This is a genomic window from Streptomyces collinus (assembly GCF_031348265.1).
GTDB lineage: Bacteria > Actinomycetota > Actinomycetes > Streptomycetales > Streptomycetaceae > Streptomyces > Streptomyces collinus.
This window is the reverse complement of the sequence record NZ_CP133771.1, coordinates 7520407-7537504: the sequence shown is the minus strand read 5'-3', so window position 1 is coordinate 7537504 and position 17098 is coordinate 7520407. Positions and strand designations below refer to the sequence as shown.

Annotated in this window: 16 protein-coding genes; 7 read left to right on the top strand and 9 right to left on the bottom strand. The window is 72.8% G+C overall.

What is annotated here, in order from left to right; translation table 11 throughout:
* Nucleotides 1-34 precede the first annotated feature (34 nt).
* The 4 genes from RFN52_RS33990 to RFN52_RS33975 are packed head-to-tail and all read right to left on the bottom strand — an operon-like array spanning nt 35 to nt 3816.
* The gene (locus tag RFN52_RS33990; RefSeq protein WP_184852110.1) at nt 35-490 is read right to left on the bottom strand and encodes a MaoC family dehydratase; all 456 of its coding nucleotides are present in this window, start codon (nt 488-490) and stop codon (nt 35-37) included.
* Entirely contained in the window at nt 487-2001 is a 1515-nt protein-coding gene (locus RFN52_RS33985; RefSeq protein ID WP_184852108.1) for an acyl-CoA synthetase, read from the bottom strand. Before RFN52_RS33985 ends, RFN52_RS33990 begins: the two co-directional genes overlap by 4 nt.
* Before the next feature lie 10 nt (nt 2002-2011).
* Nucleotides 2012-2887, bottom strand: coding sequence for an amidohydrolase family protein (locus RFN52_RS33980; RefSeq protein WP_184852106.1), 876 nt, complete (start codon nt 2885-2887; stop codon nt 2012-2014).
* 11 nt (nt 2888-2898) lie between these two features.
* Nucleotides 2899-3816, bottom strand: a complete 918-nt coding sequence (locus RFN52_RS33975) for an SDR family NAD(P)-dependent oxidoreductase (RefSeq protein ID WP_184852104.1) — start codon at nt 3814-3816, stop codon at nt 2899-2901.
* A 200-nt stretch (nt 3817-4016) separates the two neighbouring features.
* Between RFN52_RS33975 and RFN52_RS33970 the strand changes: the two genes are divergently transcribed.
* The 4 genes from RFN52_RS33970 (at nt 4017) to RFN52_RS33955 (ending at nt 7979) form a co-directional block, all read left to right on the top strand.
* Nucleotides 4017-4442 carry a MarR family winged helix-turn-helix transcriptional regulator gene (locus RFN52_RS33970; protein WP_062931721.1) on the top strand — a complete coding sequence of 142 codons (426 nt, stop codon included), beginning with the start codon at nt 4017-4019 and terminating at the stop codon, nt 4440-4442.
* Nucleotides 4443-4522: 80 nt separating this feature from the next.
* On the top strand, nt 4523-5869 hold the full coding sequence (locus RFN52_RS33965) for an MFS transporter (protein ID WP_184852102.1): 1347 nt from the start codon (nt 4523-4525) through the stop codon (nt 5867-5869).
* Nucleotides 5866-7239, top strand: a complete 1374-nt coding sequence (locus RFN52_RS33960) for an alpha/beta hydrolase family protein (protein ID WP_311241122.1) — start codon at nt 5866-5868, stop codon at nt 7237-7239. The genes RFN52_RS33965 and RFN52_RS33960 overlap by 4 nt, the downstream gene beginning before the upstream one ends.
* Nucleotides 7236-7979: an IclR family transcriptional regulator gene (locus tag RFN52_RS33955; protein WP_184852098.1), complete on the top strand. Its 744-nt coding sequence runs from the start codon at nt 7236-7238 to the stop codon at nt 7977-7979. Before RFN52_RS33960 ends, RFN52_RS33955 begins: the two co-directional genes overlap by 4 nt.
* Before the next feature lie 4 nt (nt 7980-7983).
* On the opposite strand, the gene RFN52_RS33950 is transcribed toward RFN52_RS33955, so the two are convergent.
* The 4 genes from RFN52_RS33950 to RFN52_RS33935 all read right to left on the bottom strand — a co-directional run bounded on the left by RFN52_RS33950 (nt 7984) and on the right by RFN52_RS33935 (nt 11960).
* Entirely contained in the window at nt 7984-8835 is an 852-nt protein-coding gene (locus RFN52_RS33950) for an oxygenase MpaB family protein (RefSeq protein WP_184852095.1), read from the bottom strand.
* A 71-nt stretch (nt 8836-8906) separates the two neighbouring features.
* Nucleotides 8907-9788: an SDR family oxidoreductase gene (locus RFN52_RS33945; protein WP_184852093.1), complete on the bottom strand. Its 882-nt coding sequence runs from the start codon at nt 9786-9788 to the stop codon at nt 8907-8909.
* A gap of 47 nt (nt 9789-9835) precedes the next feature.
* The gene (locus tag RFN52_RS33940) at nt 9836-11455 is read right to left on the bottom strand and encodes a phytoene desaturase family protein (RefSeq protein ID WP_184852091.1); all 1620 of its coding nucleotides are present in this window, start codon (nt 11453-11455) and stop codon (nt 9836-9838) included.
* Nucleotides 11448-11960: an SRPBCC family protein gene (locus tag RFN52_RS33935; RefSeq protein WP_184852088.1), complete on the bottom strand. Its 513-nt coding sequence runs from the start codon at nt 11958-11960 to the stop codon at nt 11448-11450. Before RFN52_RS33935 ends, RFN52_RS33940 begins: the two co-directional genes overlap by 8 nt.
* 169 nt (nt 11961-12129) lie before the next feature.
* Between RFN52_RS33935 and RFN52_RS33930 the strand changes: the two genes are divergently transcribed.
* Both RFN52_RS33930 and RFN52_RS33925 read left to right on the top strand, forming a co-directional pair.
* Entirely contained in the window at nt 12130-12333 is a 204-nt protein-coding gene (locus tag RFN52_RS33930; RefSeq protein ID WP_184852086.1) for a hypothetical protein, read from the top strand.
* A gap of 195 nt (nt 12334-12528) precedes the next feature.
* Entirely contained in the window at nt 12529-13923 is a 1395-nt protein-coding gene (locus RFN52_RS33925) for a glycoside hydrolase family 16 protein (RefSeq protein ID WP_184852084.1), read from the top strand.
* A gap of 51 nt (nt 13924-13974) precedes the next feature.
* Here RFN52_RS33925 and RFN52_RS33920 read toward each other — a convergent pair whose 3' ends face one another.
* Complete coding sequence (locus RFN52_RS33920) at nt 13975-14862, bottom strand: helix-turn-helix domain-containing protein (RefSeq protein WP_184852082.1); 888 nt, start codon at nt 14860-14862, stop codon at nt 13975-13977.
* Between the two features lie 156 nt (nt 14863-15018).
* Here RFN52_RS33920 and tkt point away from each other — a divergent pair, with 156 nt between their 5' ends.
* Nucleotides 15019-17094: a transketolase gene (gene tkt, locus RFN52_RS33915; protein WP_184852080.1), complete on the top strand. Its 2076-nt coding sequence runs from the start codon at nt 15019-15021 to the stop codon at nt 17092-17094.
* Nucleotides 17095-17098: the final 4 nt, after the last annotated feature.

Here is a 17098-nt window from a genome sequence, read left to right as displayed (position 1 = left end):
TCCTCGTCGCAGGACCGGAACGACGCGGCACGCCTCAGGCGTAGAACCGCGACAGGCTCTGCAGCACCGCGGCCGGCTTGGTGGCGCCCTCGATCTCGATCGCGCCCTCGACGGTGATCTGCACGCCGCCCGGCACCTCCTCGGCCTCGGCGAGCTTCGCCGTCAGGCGGATGCGGGAGCCCACCTTCACGGGGGACGGGAAACGCACCTTGTTGAGGCCGTAGTTGACCTTCGTCGTCACGCCCTGGACGTCCAGCAGCTCGGTGAAGAGCGGGATGAAGAGGGAGAGCGTGAGGTAGCCGTGCGCGATGGGGGCGCCGAAGGGGCCGTCCTTGGCTCGCTCGGGGTCCACGTGGATCCACTGGTGGTCGCCCGTGGCGTCGGCGAAGGTGTCGATGCGCTCCTGCGTCACCTCGATCCACTCGCTGGTGCCGAGGTCGCTGCCGGCGAGCTTCTTCAGTTCGTCGAGGCCGTTGACGGTGAGGCTCATGCGGATCCTTCCTGGGTGCCGTAGCGCGTACGGACACGGGACTTGAGGAGTTTTCCGGAGGCGGTGCGCGGGAGTTCGTCCGCGAGGACCACCGACTTCGGGATCTTGTACTTGGCGAGGCGGCCCGCGAGGGAGGCGAGCACCTCGTCGGGGTCGAGGTCGGCGCCCTCGCGGGGCACGACGACCGCGCGCGGCACCTCGCCCCACTTGTCGTCCGGCACGCCGATCACCGCGCACTCGACGATGTCCGGGTGGGCGAGGAGCCGGTCCTCGATCTCGGCGGGGTAGATGTTCTCGCCGCCGGAGATGATCATGTCCTTGATGCGGTCGACGATGTGGACGTAGCCGTCCTCGTCGATCTGGGCGGCGTCGCCGCTGCGGAACCAGCCGTCCGCGAAGGACGCGGCCGTCTCCTCGGGCAGCCCCCAGTAGCCGGGCATGACGTGCGGGCCGCGCACCACGACCTCGCCCACCTCGCCGACGCCGGCCGGTGCCAGGTCGGGGCGGACGACGCGGACGTCGCTGAAGAAGTGCGGCACGCCCGCCGATCCCGCCTTGCTCACGGCGTGCTCGGCGTCCAGGAACAGCGTGCCGGGGGCGGCCTCGGTCATGCCGTAGCCCTGGAGGAAGGTCAGACCGCGTTCCTGGTAGGCGGCGATGAGCGGGGTGGGGACCGGGGAGCCGCCGCAGGTGAGGATGCGGAGCGAGGAGAGGTCGGCTCGCGGCCAGCGCGGGTGCCTGGCCACCTGGTCGAACATCGTGGGCACGCCGAACATGAAGGTGATCCGGTGCCGTTCGATGAGGTCGAAGGTGGCGTCCGGGTCGAAGGCGTCGACCAGAACGCAGGTGCCGCCCTTCAGCAGGACCGGCAGGGTCAGCATGTTCAGGCCCGCCGTATGGAACAACGGGGCGGAGACCAGGGCGCGTTCGTCGGCGATCAGGTCGGTGTCGACGAGGACGTTGATGGCGTTCCAGGTGAGGTTGCCGTGGGTGAGCATGGCGCCCTTGGGGCGGCCGGTCGTGCCCGAGGTGTACATGATGATGCAGGTGTCGTCGGCGCCGACCGGTTCGTCGATCGGCTCCGCGGGCGCCTCGGCGACGGCCGCCTCGTACTCGGGGCCGGCCTCCAGGTAGACCCGGACGTCCGTGCTGCCCGGCAGGCCCGCGACCAGACCGGCGTAGGACGGGCCGTAGACGAGGGCCCGGGCGCCGGAGTCGGCGAGCTGGTAGGCGATCTCGGGTCCGGCGAGGCGGATGTTGAGGGGGACGAAGACCGCGCCGAGCGTGCCGGCCGCGAACAGGGTCTCCAGGTAGGAGGGGTGGTTCGGGCCGAGGTAGGCGATGCGGTCGCCGCGGCGCACGCCCCGGGCGCGCAGGGCATGGGCCAGGCGGGTGGTGCGGGTGTGGAGCGTGCCGTAGTCGGTGGCGTCCTCGCCGTGGATCAGGGCGGTGCGGTGCGGGGTCTTGCGGGCCCGGCGTGCGGGCCATGACCCCAGTCCCTCGTTGCGCATGTCACGCCCCTTACGGTTTCGTCAGCCCGAGCAGGCGGGCCGCGTTCTCCTTGAGGATCTTCGGACGGACCTCGTCCTTGATCGTCAGCTTGCCGAAGTCGGCGAGCCAGCGGTCGGGGGTGAGGACGGGGAAGTCGGACCCGAAGAGCACCTTGTCCTTGAGCAGGGTGTTCGCGTACTGCACGAGCTGCGGCGGGAAGTACTTCGGCGACCAGCCGGACAGGTCGATGTGCACGCCCGGCTTGTGCGTGGCGACGGCCAGGGCCTCGTCCTGCCAGGGGAACGACGGGTGCGCCAGGATGATCTTCAGGTGGGGGAAGTCGGCCGCCACGTCGTCGACGTGGAGCGGGTTGGAGTACTTCAGCCTGATCCCGCCCCCGCCGGGGACGCCGGCGCCGATGCCCGTCTGGCCGGTGTGGAAGAGGGCGATCGTGCCGGTCTCCTCGATCACCTCGTACAGGTCGTACGCCACCGAGCGGTCGTTGGGGAAGAAGCCCTGGATGCTGGGGTGGAACTTGAAGCCCTTCACCCCGTACTCCTCGACCAGCCGCCTCGCCTGCCGGACGCCGGCCTTGCCCCGGAAGGGGTCGATGGAGGCGAAGGGGATCAGGACGTCGGCGTTGGCGGCGGCCGCCTCGGCGACCTCCTCGTTCGGCACGGGCGGGGTGCCGGTCGCGGACTCGGCGTCCACCGTGAAGATCACGGCGGCCATGTTCCGCTCGCGGTAGTAGGCCGCCGTCTCCTCCAGGGTCGGCTTCCGCTTGCCCTCGACCTTGAAGTAGGCGGAGGAGGCGTCGTGCAGGTCGTCGTCCAGGGAGGAGTGGCCCTTGGAGGACACCTCGGCATGGGTGTGGACGTCGATCGCGACCAGGTCGTCGACGTTCATCGAGGGGTCCATCACGCCTCCGGGAACTTCGGCGCCGGGATGCCGACCGACTGGGGCTCGGCACCGATCGACGTGGGCCAGGCGTCGGCCAGCGTGTCCGGGGTCCAGCCGCCGTCGGCGTAGGCCGCCCTGATCTCCTGCGGATGCGACCAGAGTGCCACCTTGTCGCCGCCGATGCCGATGGCCTGGCCGGTGACGCCCCGGGCGGCCTCGGAGGCGAGGAACGGGACGAGGGCCGCGCAGTCCTCGGGGGTGCCGAAGCCTTCGCCCTTGCGCAGGAAGTCCGGCAGCGGCTCGCCGCCGCGCATGGCCTCGATGTACGGGGCGAAGGCCGGGATGGTCTCGGTCATCGCGGTGGCGGCGACCGGCACGATCGCGTTGACCGTGATGCCCGCGCGGCCCAGCTCCATCGACCAGGTACGGGCCATCGCCGCGATGCCGGCCTTGGCCGCGGCGTAGTTCGTCTGGCCGAAGTTGCCGCGCTGGCCGGCCGGGGAGCCGACCAGGATCAGCGAGCCGCCCTCGCCCTGCTCGCGCATCCGGACGGCGGCGGCGCGCGCACAGGTGAAGGTGCCCTTGAGGTGGGTGGTGATCACCGCGTCGAAGTCCTCGTCGGTCATCTTCCACAGCACCTTGTCGCGCAGGATGCCCGCGTTGGTGACGAGGACGTCCAGCCGGCCGAATTCCTCGACCGCGCGGTTCACCAGGCGCTCGGCGGCCTCGGTGGTGCCGACCGGGACGACCTCGGCGACGGCCTTGCCGCCCGCTTCCGCGATGGACTTCACGGCCGCCTCGGCCACGGCCTCGTCGACGTCGTTGACGACCACGGAGGCCCCGTGGGCGGCCAGGGCGCGGGCATAGGCGAGGCCGAGGCCCCGGCCGCTGCCGGTGACGACGGCGGCCTTGCCGGAGAGATCGATGCTGGGCACGGGCGGGTCCCTTCACGAGCTGATGCGGGTGGTGCGGCTTCGAGATCGAAGCTAAGAGCAATAATTGTTGTCGTCAATAGTTGTTCGCGACCTGTGGGTGCGGGATGCTGGAATCACCGGCAAGCAGCACCGAGCACAGGGAGCCCGCCATCACACGCCAGAACGTCACCGCGAAGCCCATCGACGCCCACGAGCCGTGGATGCGCGGACTGCACGCCGACACGGGCTACCTGCTGTACCGGCTGGGCCTGCGCTCGGGGCAGCTCTTCAACGCCTGCCTCCAGGAGTCGGGGCTGCGTCTGCGCCACTACGCCGTGCTGCGCTACCTCGCCACCACGGACGGCGCCCTGCAGCGCGAGCTGAGCGCACGGCTCGGCTACGACCCGAGCGCGATCGTCGGCCTGGTCGACGACCTGGAGAAGCTGGGCTTCGCCGAGCGCCGCCCCTCCCCCGACGACCGCCGCAGCCGGATCGTCGTGCTGACCGAGAGCGGCAGCGGCTTCCTGCGCGACACCGACGAGGCAGGCCTGCGCGTGACCGGCGAACTCCTGGGCCCGCTGGACCCGGCCGAGCGGGAGACCCTGCACGCGCTGCTGCTGCGCATCGCCGAGGACGGCCTGAACTGATGTTGTGCAAATGATTGACGGCTGCACGATGGATGCATAACTTCACGGACCAACCGCGCCCCGTCCCCAGGGAGCCCACCGTGCAGCCATCCCCGCTCTCCCCCCAACCCTCCCCCGATTCAAGGCAGTTGCGGCGCGTCGCCGTCTCCGGCCTGCTCGGCACCACCGTCGAGTTCTACGACTTCCTCGTCTACGGCACAGTCGCCGCGCTCGTCTTCGGCGAACTGTTCTTCCCTCGGGCCGACCCGGCGGTCGGCACCATCGCCGCGTTCGGCACCTTCGCCGCGGGTTATCTCGCCCGGCCGCTCGGCGGCATCGTCTTCGGGCACTTCGGCGACCGGCTCGGCCGCAAGTCGATGATGCTGCTGACCATGGTCCTGATGGGGTCCGGCAGCTTCCTCATCGGCCTGCTGCCGACGTACGACACCATCGGCGTCTGGGCCCCGGTGCTGCTGGTCGCCCTGCGCGTGGTGCAGGGCATCGCGATCGGCGGCGAGTGGGGCGGCGCGATGCTGATGGTCGTCGAGCACGCCGAACACGCGCGGGGTTCCCGGCGCGGCCTGTGGTCCAGCTTCACCCAGCTCGGCGCCCCGCTCGGTTCCGTGCTGTCGGCCGGTGTGGTCACCCTGGTCGCCACCCTGCCGGACGAGCAGTTCCGCTCCTGGGGCTGGCGGGTGCCGTTCCTGCTGAGCATCGTGCTGCTGGGCGTCGGCCTGTTCGTGCGGCTGAAGGTCGCCGAAAGTCCGCTGTTCGCGCAGGTCAAGCGGGATCCGGTGGCCCGGCCCCCGATCGTGGAGGTGCTGCGCCGCCCGAAGCCGGTCCTGCTGGCCGCCTGCGTGGGCATCGGCGCGTTCACCGCCCAGTCCCTGCTGACCAGCTTCATGATCTCCTACGCCGTCGGCGAGGGGTACACCCGCCCGCAGGTGCTGACCGCGGTCACCGTCGCCTCCTGCGTGGCCCTCGTCGTGCTGCCCGCCGCGTCCTCGCTGTCGGACCGGGTCGGCCGCCGGCCCGTCGTGCTCGCCGGTGCCGTCGCCTCGGCGGCGCTCGCCTTCCCGGTGCTGGCGCTGGTCGACTCGGGCTCCCCCGGCCTGCTGATCCTCGCCCTGGCGCTCGGCCACGGCGTCGCCCAGTCCACGATGTACGGGCCTCTGGGCGCGCTGCTCACCGAGATGTTCGGCACCCGCGTCCGCTACACCGGCGCCTCCCTCGGTTACCAGGGCGCGACCCTGATCGGCGCCGGGTTCTCCCCGCTGATCGCCGGCAGTCTCCTGGCGTCCTTCGGCGGCGGCAGCACCCCGGTGTCGCTGCTGCTGTGCGCGGGCGCGGCCGTCACGGCGGTCACCGTGTGGCGGCTGCGCGAGACGCACACGGACGCGCTGGACTCCCCCGCCGCCGCCCCCGCCCTGGAAGGAACCCCGCGTTGAGGATCCGCCTCGCCTTGCTGACGACCGCCTGCCTGTCCCTGGCGGCGACCGCCCTGCCCGCGCAGGCCGCCACCGAGGACACCCGCCTGGAGGGCCGGCTCCCGTCCGGCGCCGCGTACGTGATGGACGTCCCCTCGTCCTGGAACGGCACGGTCCTGCTCTACAGCCACGGCTACACCCCGGCCGGGGCCCCCAACCCGGCCCAGAACACGCCTGGTCCGGCCGCCCGCGACAAGCTCCTGGCCGGGGGATACGCCCTGATCGGCTCCTCGTACGCGACGAACGGCTGGGCGGTCACGGAGGCGGTGCCCGACCAGCTGGCCACGCTGGACCTGTTCACGGAGAAGTTCGGGGCGGCCCGGCGGACCCTGGCCTGGGGCACCTCCTACGGCGGCTTCGTCACCAGCATGCTCGCCGAGCGGCACGCCGGCCGGTTCGACGGATCACTCTCGATGTGCGGACTGGTGCAGGGCGGTGTCGCCAACTGGAACAGCACCCTGGACCCGGTGTTCGCACTGCGCACCCTGCTCGCCCCGGACTCCGGTGTCCGGCTCGCCGGATTCGCGGACCAGACCGAGGCGGTCGCCGCGGGCAAGGCGCTCGCCTCGAAGGCCGACGCGGCCCAGCGGACCCCCGGAGGCAGGGCCCGGATCGCCCTGGCCGCCGCCCTGCACAACATCCCCGGCTACAACGACCCCGCGCAGACGCGGCCGGGCCCCGACGACTTCGGTACGGCCCAGGCCAACCAGTACGCCGCCGTCCGGGGCCTGCTCCAACTGCCCGCGTTCAGCTGGCGGCAGGAGGCCGAGAGCCGGGCGGGCGGCAACCCGTCCTGGAACACGGGCGTCGACTACCGCTCGATGCTCGTACGCTCCCCGCTGTACAAAGAGGTGACGGAGCTGTACAAGGAGGCAGGACTGTCCTTGCGCACCGACCTCTCGGCTCTGGACCGGGCACCCCGGATCGCCGCCGACCCGTCGGCGGTGCGGTGGATGCGCGGCACCAGCGTGCTCTCCGGCCGCCTCACCGACCCCCAGCTGAACATCCACACGACCGGTGACGCCCTGATCCCGGTGCAGTCGGAGAACGCCTACCGGAGGGCCGCCACGGCGGCGGGCTCCGCCGGGCTCCTCCGCCAGGCCTACGTCGACCGCCCGGGCCACTGCACCTTCACCCCGGGCGAGACACTGGCCGCCCTGCACACCCTGGAGCACCGCCTGGACACCGGCCGCTGGGACGCCTCGCCGGGCGCCCTCAACTCCCGCGCGAGGGCGGTGGACCCGACGGCGGAGCCCCGCTACCTTCCGTACCGCCCCAGCAGTTACCCCCGCCCCTACGACCTCGCCCACCCGGGAGACGCCCGTCCATGACCGCCCCCACCGCGCCCGACCGGCTGCTGTCCGTGCTCGCGGCCTTCGACCACGAGCATCCGGCCCTGTGCCTGACGGACATCAGCCGGCGGGCCGGGCTGAGCCTGACCACCGCGCACCGGCTGGTCGGCGCGCTCACCGAGTGGGGCGCCCTGGAGCGGGACGAGTCCGGCGTCTACCACGTCGGACTGCGGCTGTGGGAACTCGCGGCCCTGGCCCCGCGCGGCCTCGCCCTGCGGCAGATCGCGCTGCCGTACCTGGAGGACCTGTACGAGGCGACGCACGAGAACGTGCAGCTGGCCGTGCGGGACGGCCGGGACGTCGTCTACATCGAGTGGCTGTCGGGGCGGTCGGCGGTCGGCGTGCACATCCGCATCGGCGCCCGCTGGCCGCTGCACGCCACCGGGGTCGGGCTCGCCCTGCTGGCCCACGACGACCCGGTGTTCCGGAAGGAGTACTGCGAGGGAGAACTCGCGTCCTTCACCCCGTACACCATCACCGAACCGGAGCGGCTGCGGCGGGTGCTGGCCGAGGTACGCAGGTCGGGGGTGGCGGTGAGCGACCGTCAGGTCACGGAGGACGCCCTGTCGGTGGCCGCGCCGGTGCGCGGTGCGGACGGCACCGTGACCGCCGCCGTGTCGATCGTGGTGCCCCACGCGGACGCCCAGGTGCCGGTCCTGGGTCCGGCGGTGCGGATGGCGGCGCGCGGGATCTCGCGGGCGCTGGGGTGGCAGCCCTGAGCGCTCAGGCCTCCCGGGCCGGGGCCAGGACCCAGCGGATGGTCCGGGTCAGGGCCCGGCCGGTGGGGCGCACGGCGAGGTCCTCGACGACCGGCACCCGGGGCAGCCACAGCATGCCGCGCGCCCAGGGCGGGAGCAGGGTGACGGCGTTCGCGGCCAGCCCGCCGTAGAAGGGCCGGACAGCCAGCGGCAGCGGGGGCTGGAACAGCAGGAAGCGGGCGGCTGCCCGGGCCTCGGGCGTGGCCCGCAGTTCGGGCCGGTAGGCGCTCAGGCGCTCGGTCAGTTCGCCGCGGTCGCGGGGCGGGTCGGCCACTCCCAGGGCCTCGGCGACGCGCGCGGTGTCGGTGACGTAGGCGTCGTAGCCGGCGGCGTCCAGGGGCCGGGCGCCGTAGCGTTCGTGGGCGCGCAGGAAGCTGTCCGTCTCGGCGGCGTGCACCCAGCCGAGCAGCTGCGGGTCGGCCGCGTGGTACGGCACGCCGTCGGCCGTCGTGCCGCGGATCCGTGCGTGAATGCCGCGCACGTGGTCGACGGCCTGCTGGGCGTCCGTGGCGGTGCCGTACGTCGTCACCGCCAGGAAGGTGCTGGTGCGCTGCAAGCGGCCCCACGGGTCGCCGCGGAAGCCGGAGTGGCCGGCGACGGCCGCCATCGCGAGCGGATGCAGCGACTGCAGCAGCAGAGCAGTGAGCCCGCCGATGAACATCGAGGCGTCGCCGTGGACCGTGCGGATCGGCCGGTCCGGCTCGAACCAGCGCGGGCCGGGGGTGTGGTGGATCCGGGCCCGGGTCGCGGATCCGCCGGGGCCCGCGACCCGGCGGAACAGGGCCTGGCCCAGCTGTTCACGGACTCCGGTCAGCACGGCGGCCTCCCCTCTCCTGCTGACCAGTGTCCGGCATGACCTGCCCGTCCGGGCCTGCCGGGACGCCTTCGTCAGGTTCCCGGCCCGGCCGCCGCACGGTCGGCCCGGCCGCCGGCGCCGAGCGGCCCGGTGTAGCGGACCGGGCCCGAGGCCTCCAGGCGGGGCAGTGCGCGGCGTGCCACGCGCAGGACCACCGGGGGCATGGCCGGGCGTATCGGCTGGGCCAGCCGCAGCCACGCCGGTGCGTACACGGCCGTACGGCGGCGCTCCATGCCCCTGACCAGGCGGGCGGCGACGGTCTCCACGGGGTACACGCGGCGGGCCGGCGGGGGCATGTGCAGACGCAGTTCGCGCAGGACGTCGTACCGGTCGGCGTCGCGGATCATGTCGGTGTCGGTCCAGTTGAGGTAGGCGATGCCCACCCCGACCCCGCGGTGCGCGACCTCCGCCCGCAGGGAGTGCGCGAAGGCCTCGACACCCGCCTTGGAGGCGCAGTAGGCGCTCATGAGCGGGGCGGCGCCGATCGAGGCCAGGGAGGCGACCTGGAAGAAGTAGCCGGCCGTGTCGATCAGGTCCGGCAGGAACGCCCGGGCGGTCTGGGCGCTGCCGGTGAGGTTGACGTCGATCACCCGGCGCCAGGCGGCCGGGTCCGAGGCGAGGAGCGAGCCGCCCTCGGCGATGCCGGCGTTGGCCACCACGGCCGAGGGACGGCCGAGCCGGGCTCGCACGGTGGTCGCCGCCGCCTCCAGCGCGGAGAGGTCGGTGACGTCGGCCTCCAGGGCGAGGGCCGGGCCCGGCAGCGAGGCGGCCACCGCGTCCAGGGCGGGCTTCTCGTGGCCGACGAGCGCCACCCGGGCGCCGCGCCGGGCGGCTTCGCGGGCCAGTGCCGCGCCCACGCCGCGGGCGGCTCCGGTGATGACGACGGTGCGCTCGGCGAGCGGGCTGCTGCTCATGGGCTGCCCTTTCCTTTCGGTGCCGGACCCACCCCCTCAGGGCCGGGTCAGCGCCTGGCTCCGGTGCGGTCGCGTTGGGCGAGGATCCGCTGGGCGCGGGCCAGACCGGGAGGCCGGTTGCGGCGCAGCGCGGCCCGGGCGGCGTTGGCTCCGGGCGCGCCGTGCACCCCGCCGCCGGGGTGGGCTCCGGAGGAGGCGAGGTACAGACCCGGCACCGGGGTCTCCGGGCGGCCGGTGCCGGGCAGGGGACGGAAGACGAGCTGCTGGTGCATCGCGGTGGTGCCTCCGTTGATGGCGCCGCCCGCGAGGTTGCCGTCGAGCGCCTCCAGGGTCGGGGGCGCCAGGATGCGGCGGCCTCGGATCAGTGAGCGGAAGCCGGGCGCGAAGCGCTCCACCTGGCGTTCGACGCGGTCGGCCATGAGCTCCTGGTCCTTGGTGTCCCAGCGGCCGGTGATGCCCTCGTCGGCCGCGTCGGCGCGGATCTCGTGGGGGATGTGCGTGTAGGCCCAGGCCGATTCGGTGCCCTGCGGGGAGCGGGTGGCGTCGGAGGTGGTCATCTGGCCGAAGATCAGGAACGGCCGGTCCGGGACCTGCCGCATGGCGATCTGCGCGGCGAAGCGGGTGAGTTCGTCCATGCCGTCGGCGAGGTGCACGGTGCCCGCCCGGGACGCCTGCTCGGTCTGCCAGGGCACCGGGCCGTCGAGCGCCCAGTCGACCTTGAAGGTGGCGAAGTCCCACTGGAAGCGCCGCAGGTCGTCCAGGAGCTGCGCGGGCAGGTGCTCGGGGTCGAGCAGCCCGCCGTACAGGGCGGGCACCGACACGTCCGCCAGCACCGCACGGCGGGCCGGCACCGCGTCCCCGCCCGCCGTGCGCACACCGACGGCCCGCCCGCCGCGGACGACGACGTGTTCGACGCGCTGCCCGCAGCGCACCCGCCCGCCCAGGGTCTCCAGCCGCCGGACCAGGGCGGAGGTCAGCGCGCCGGAGCCGCCGACCGGGACCGGGAAGCCGTAGGTCTGGCCCAGCATGGTCATCAGCCAGCCGAAGCCGCCGCTGCCCGCCGACTCGGGGGCGAGGTCCGCGTGCAGGGCGTTGCCGGCCAGCAGCAGGCGTCCGCCCTGGCCGCGGAACTCCTCCTCCCCGAGGCGCCGCACCGGCAGCACCAGGGTGCGGGCCATGCGCAGTCCGCCCGCGGCCCTCAGCCGCAGCGCCAGCCGGGCCGTGGCGCGCACGGGCGGGAAGGGGGCGAACAGGGCCTCAAGGATGCCGGGGCGCAGGCTCTGCCACACGTCGTGCAGCCGCCGCCAGGCGGCTCCGTCGCCCGGCTCGAAGGTGTCGAGGGATGCGGCGGTGGTGCCGATGTTCCGGTCCAGGACGGCGCAGCTGCCGTCGGTGAGGGGGTGGGCCAGCACGCTGGGCGCGTGGCTCCAGCGCAGCCCGTGCTCCTCGGGGTGGAGCGCGGCCAGGACGGGCGAAGCGGCCGCGAGGGGGTAGAAGGAGCTGAAGAGGTCGTTGACGAAGGCGGGGTCGACGCCCCGGTCGTGGCGTACGGCGCCGCCCGGTTCGGGCTGCTCCTCCAGCACCTCGACGCTCCATCCGGCGTCCGCGAGGACATTGGCGGCGACCAGTCCGTTGGGGCCCGCGCCGATCACCACGGCGTCAGGCATGGCCGGCTCCGTCCGCCTCGGATCCCACGGTCACCTGGCCCAGCGGGCGGCGGCGGCCGCTGCCCGGGGTCCGAGCCTCGGCCTCGCAGAGCTTGGCCAGGCGGGCCAGCATCGTACGGTGGCGCAGCTGGATCAGCGCTTCGAAGCCGACATTGTGCAGCCGGCCGCCCGCTCCCCGCAGGGGGTGCTCGTCCACGATCACCAGGCAGTGCTCGCCCCAGGGCCGCAGCTCGATGGCGATGCGTGCCGTGCCCAGCACACCGGCGTGGGCCTCCAGCTCCAGCCGGCTGCCCTCCTCGCAGTGGCGGACGACCGTCTCGTTGTCGAGCCGCAGGGGTCCGAGCCGGATCTCGTAGCGGATGGCCGCGCCGGTGCGGGGCCACTGTCCGCGCACGGGGTGGGACTCGGCGGTCCCCACCACCCACTCCGCGTAGCGGTGGCCGTCGGCGAGGACGTCCCACACGGCGCCCGGGCCGACTCGGATCAGGTGATGGCGTATGGCCACGGGTGCCTCCTGCTGCCTGGACCGGTAGTCCGTCGTCCACCCCGAGTGCCCCGCGACCCCGTGTTCAACAGCGCGCAGTGCCGAGGGCCCGGCCGGACAACCGTCGCGGCCCGCCGTGCGTCGGACTCTGCGGGGTGCCGGGCGGCACATGGGGCGAGGAGAGCCGGCGATGACACGGTCGGGCGGGGCGCCGCGGCGGGTGATGCGGCTGCTGGTGCTGCTGGTTCTCGCGGGTGCAGCCTGGCTCGTCATCGCCTGGGCCGGGCTTCCGGAGTGGACCATGGGTGTGGCTGTCGTCCTGCTGCTGATGCTCGACGACGTGCTGCGTCGCTGGGCGAAGAAGCGGGAGCCAGGTCTCGGCGTCAACAGCTGAGAGCGCTCTCACGCGGGTTCGCCTCCCACTCGGCCACCCACAACTCCCCGCAGCTCACCGGGCGTTCAAGCTGTGCACACACCACGACCCCCGCACTTTTCCTGGCTTTACCTCTTGACGCCCCGGACGGCGTGGAGCACATTGACGGCACTTTGAGAGCGCTCTCACCCCCCCCCTTCCCCGAGAGGCCCCCACATGAGCGGAACCTCAAGCACCCTCCGCAGACCCCGTCCCTTCCGACGGGCGTTCGTCGCCGTCGTCAGCACGCTCGGCCTCGCGGCGGCCGCCTCCGCGGTCGCCACCCCGTCCGCGAACGCCTCCGCGCCGCCGCCCCCGTCGGGCTGGACGCAGCTGTTCGTGGACGACTTCAACGGCGCCGCCGGCTCCGGCATCAACACCTCCGACTGGCGGTACGCGACGGGCAAGGGCTATCCCGGCGGTCCCGCCAACTGGGGCACCGGCGAGATCGAGACGATGACGAACAGCACGGCCAACGTCTCGCTCGACGGCAACGGCAACCTCCGGATCACGCCCCGGCGGGACGCCGCCGGCAACTGGACCTCCGGCCGCATCGAGACCAACCGCACCGACTTCCAGCCCCCGGCCGGCGGCAAGCTCCGCGTGGAGTCGCGCATCCAGGTGCCGAACGTCACCGGGGCGGCCGCCAAGGGCTACTGGCCGGCGTTCTGGATGCTGGGCGCCCCGTACCGCGGCGACTACTGGAACTGGCCGGCGGTCGGCGAGCTGGACATCATGGAGAACACCCAGGGCATGAACACGGTGTTCGCGACGATGCACTGCGGTACGTCACCGGGCGGCCCCTGCAACGAGACCAGCGGCATCGGCGGCTCTACGACCTGTCAGGGCACCTCCTGCCAGGCCGGCTTCCACACCTACCGCATGGAGTGGGACCGCTCGACGAGCGTCGAGGAGATCCGCTTCTATCTCGACGGCGTCAACTTCCACACCGTGCGCGCCAACCAGGTCGACGCGACGACCTGGAAGAACGCCACCGACCACGGCTTCTTCATCATCCTGAACGTCGCGATGGGCGGCGGCTTCCCCGACGCGTTCGGCGGTGGGCCGGACGCCGGGACGCAGCCGGGCCACGCCATGGTCGTCGACTACGTGCAGGTGCTGTCGTCCGGCGGCGGCACCACACCCCCGCCGACCGGGAACCGCGACGCCTACTCCGCCATCCAGGCGGAGTCCTACGACGGCCAGTCCGGCGTGATCACCGAGACGACGGCCGACTCGGGCGGCGGGCAGAACGTCGGCGCGCTCGCACACGGCGACTGGCTGCACTTCAAGGGCGTGAATTTCGGCTCCACGGCGGCCCGGCAGTTCAGCGCCCGGGTCGCGAGCGGAGCTGCGGGCGGCGTCAGCGGGCTGGTCGAGGTGCGGCTGGACAGCCGCAGCAACGCGCCGGTCGGGAGCTTCGCGGTGGGCAGCACCGGGGGCTGGCAGTCGTGGCGGACCGTTCCGGCGAACATCAGCGGCGTGACCGGCACGCACGACGTGTATCTGACCTTCACCAGCGGGCAGCCGGCGGATTTCGTGAACGTCAACTGGTTCACCTTCGGGCACTGAGAACGCACGAAGAGGGGCTCCACGCGCGCGTGGGGCCCCTCTTCACCGCCCTCAGCGCAGCTCCGCCCGGAAGGCCGCCGGGGTCCGGTCCGTGTGCTGGTGGAAGAACTTGGAGAAGTTGGCGGCGTCGGGGAAGCCGACCGCCGCGCCGACCCGGCCGATCGGCAGTTCGGTGTGGGCGAGGAGCCGTTTGGCCTCCAGGACGACGCGCTTGTCGATGAAGGCCTTGGGGGTCTCGCCGGTCGCGGCGCGCACCGCGCGGACCAGGGTGCGGCGGGAGTAGCCGAGCGCGTCGGCGTAGGCGCTGACGCTGTGGTTGGCGGCGAAGTCCCGCTCCACGGCGTCCCGGAAGAGGGTGAAGGTGGAGTCGGTGCGCCGGTGCAGAGCCGGGGCCGAACTCGCCGCGAGGTGGGCGAGCCGCAGCAGGAAGGCCGTCAGCGTGTGGCGCAGGACGGCGGTGTGCAGGCTCAGCGGGAGCGTGGCCGCGTCCTCGTACTCGCGCCGCAGTTGGGCGAGCGCGGCTTGCAGACCGGTGAGTTGGGCCGCGTCGGGGCGCAGCAGCGGCGGCAGGTCGTAGCGGTAGAGGCCGGTGGCCTCCACGGTCGAGCGGGGCAGGAAGCCGGGCTGCATGGTCAGCGCGGTTCCGCGGTACTCGCCGGTGCGCGAGAAGCGGTGGACCTGCCCCGGGCGGATCCACAGCAGGTCCCCGGCCGTGGCCTCGTACTCGCTGAAGTCGACCATGTGCCGGACCGGGCCCGCGCCGAACAGCATCACGACGTGGAAATCGATGCGGTGCACGCGCTCCAGGGGGGCGTCGGCGTGCCAGGTGCGGCCGGCCCCCATCGGCCCGACCTGCATGCCCACGCCGCCGACGCTCAGTTCGACCGGGAAGGGGAAAGTATCGATCCCGTCGCCGCCTTGGATGTTTCTGTCCGCCATATCCGCCTTGTACCGCCCCGTCGCGCGCCCTGCTGCCGGTGGGTGTCCCACTTTCACCACAGGCTGGCACACGCCGACCTTCCGGCGTAAAAGTCAGACTTTTAGTTTTGAACGCGCCAGACCAGCCACTTCGCTCCGATCGAGGACTTCTTGAAGATGAGCACGCAGTCAGCGGACAGTTTCGAATGGACCGAACTCGACCGGCGTGCCGTCGACACCGCCCGGCTCCTCGCGGCCGATGCCGTGCAGCGGGTGGGCAACGGACACCCCGGCACCGCGATGAGCCTGGCTCCTGCCGCCTACACGATCTTTCAGAAGGTGATGCGGCACGATCCCGCCGATCCCGAGTGGACCGGCCGTGACCGCTTCGTCCTGTCCCCCGGCCATACCTCGCTGACCCTCTACACGCAGCTCTACCTCGCGGGCTACGAACTGGAGCTGGACGACCTCAAGGCGTTCCGCACGCACGGCTCCAAGACGCCCGGCCACCCCGAGTACGGGCACACCGCCGGGGTGGAGACCACCACCGGCCCGCTGGGCCAGGGCGTCGCGAACGCCGTCGGCATGGCGATGGCCGCCCGGTACGAGCGCGGCCTGTTCGACCCGGACGCCCCCGAGGGCGACTCCCCCTTCGACCACACGATCTGGGCGATCGTCTCCGACGGGGACCTCCAGGAGGGCGTCTCCGCCGAGGCCTCCTCGCTCGCCGGCCACCAGAAGCTCGGCAACCTGGTCTTCCTCTACGACGACAACCACATCTCCATCGAGGGCGACACCGCGACCGCGTTCTCCGAGGACGTGCTGAAGCGCTACGAGGCCTACGGCTGGCACGTGCAGCGGATCGAGCCGCGGGAGGACGGCGACGTCGACGTACGCGCCCTGTACGCGGCTCTGAGGGCGGCTCAGGCGGAGACCGAGCGCCCCTCGATCATCGCGATGCGCACGATCATCGCCTGGCCCGCCCCGAACGCGCGCAACACCGAGGCCTCCCACGGCTCGGCGCTCGGCGAGGACGAGGTCGCGGCCACCAAGCGCCTCCTCGGCTTCGAGCCGGAGCGGTCCTTCGAGGTCGCCGACGAGGTGCTGGCCCACACCCGCCGGGCCCTGGACCGCGGCGCCGAGGCGCACACCGCCTGGGACAAGCGGATCGCCTCCTGGCGGTCCGACAACCCGAAGCGGGCCGTCACGTTCGACCGTGTCAGCAAGGGTGAGCTGCCCGAGGGCTGGGAGGACGCCCTGCCGGTGTTCGAGCCCGGCAAGGCGGTCGCCACCCGTGCCGCCTCCGGCAAGGTCCTCCAGGCGCTCGGCCCGGTCGTGCCCGAGCTGTGGGGCGGCTCGGCCGACCTGGCCGGCTCGAACAACACCACCATCGACAAGACCAGCTCGTTCCTCCCGGCGGACAACCCGCTGACGGAGGCCGACCCGTACGGCCGCACCGTGCACTTCGGCATCCGCGAGTTCTCCATGGCCGCGGAGATGAACGGCATCGCGCTGCACGGCAACACCCGCGTCTACGGCGGCACCTTCCTGGTCTTCTCCGACTACATGCGCAACGCGGTGCGGATGTCCGCCCTGATGCAGCTGCCGGTGACGTACGTGTGGACGCACGACTCCATCGGCCTCGGCGAGGACGGCCCGACCCACCAGCCGGTCGAGCACCTGGCCGCGCTGCGGGCCATCCCGGGCCTGAACGTCGTCCGCCCCGCCGACGCCAATGAGACCGCGGTCGTCTGGGCCGAGATCCTCAAGCGGCACGGCACCGCCCCGGCCCCGCACGGCCTCGCGCTCACCCGCCAGGGCGTGCCCACGTACGAGCCGGACCCGGACGCCGCGCGCGGCGGTTACGTGAGGTTCGAGGCCGAGGGCGGCACGCCCCAGGTGATCCTGATCGCCACCGGCTCCGAGGTGCACGTCGCCGCCGGGGCACGCGAGCTGCTCCAGGGCGCCGGAGTGCCGACCCGTGTCGTGTCGATGCCGTCCGTGGAGTGGTTCGAGGAGCAGCCGCGCTCCTACCGCGACAGCGTGCTGCCGCCGTCCGTGAAGGCCCGGGTCGCCGTCGAGGCCGGGATCGGGCTGACCTGGCACCGGTTCGTCGGGGACGCGGGACGCATCGTCTCCCTGGAGCACTTCGGTGCCTCCGCCGACGCGAAGACCCTGTTCGCCGAGTACGGCTTCACCCCCGAGAACGTCGTCGCCGCCGCGCGGGAATCCCTCGCCGCCGCCCGTGGCTGATCCG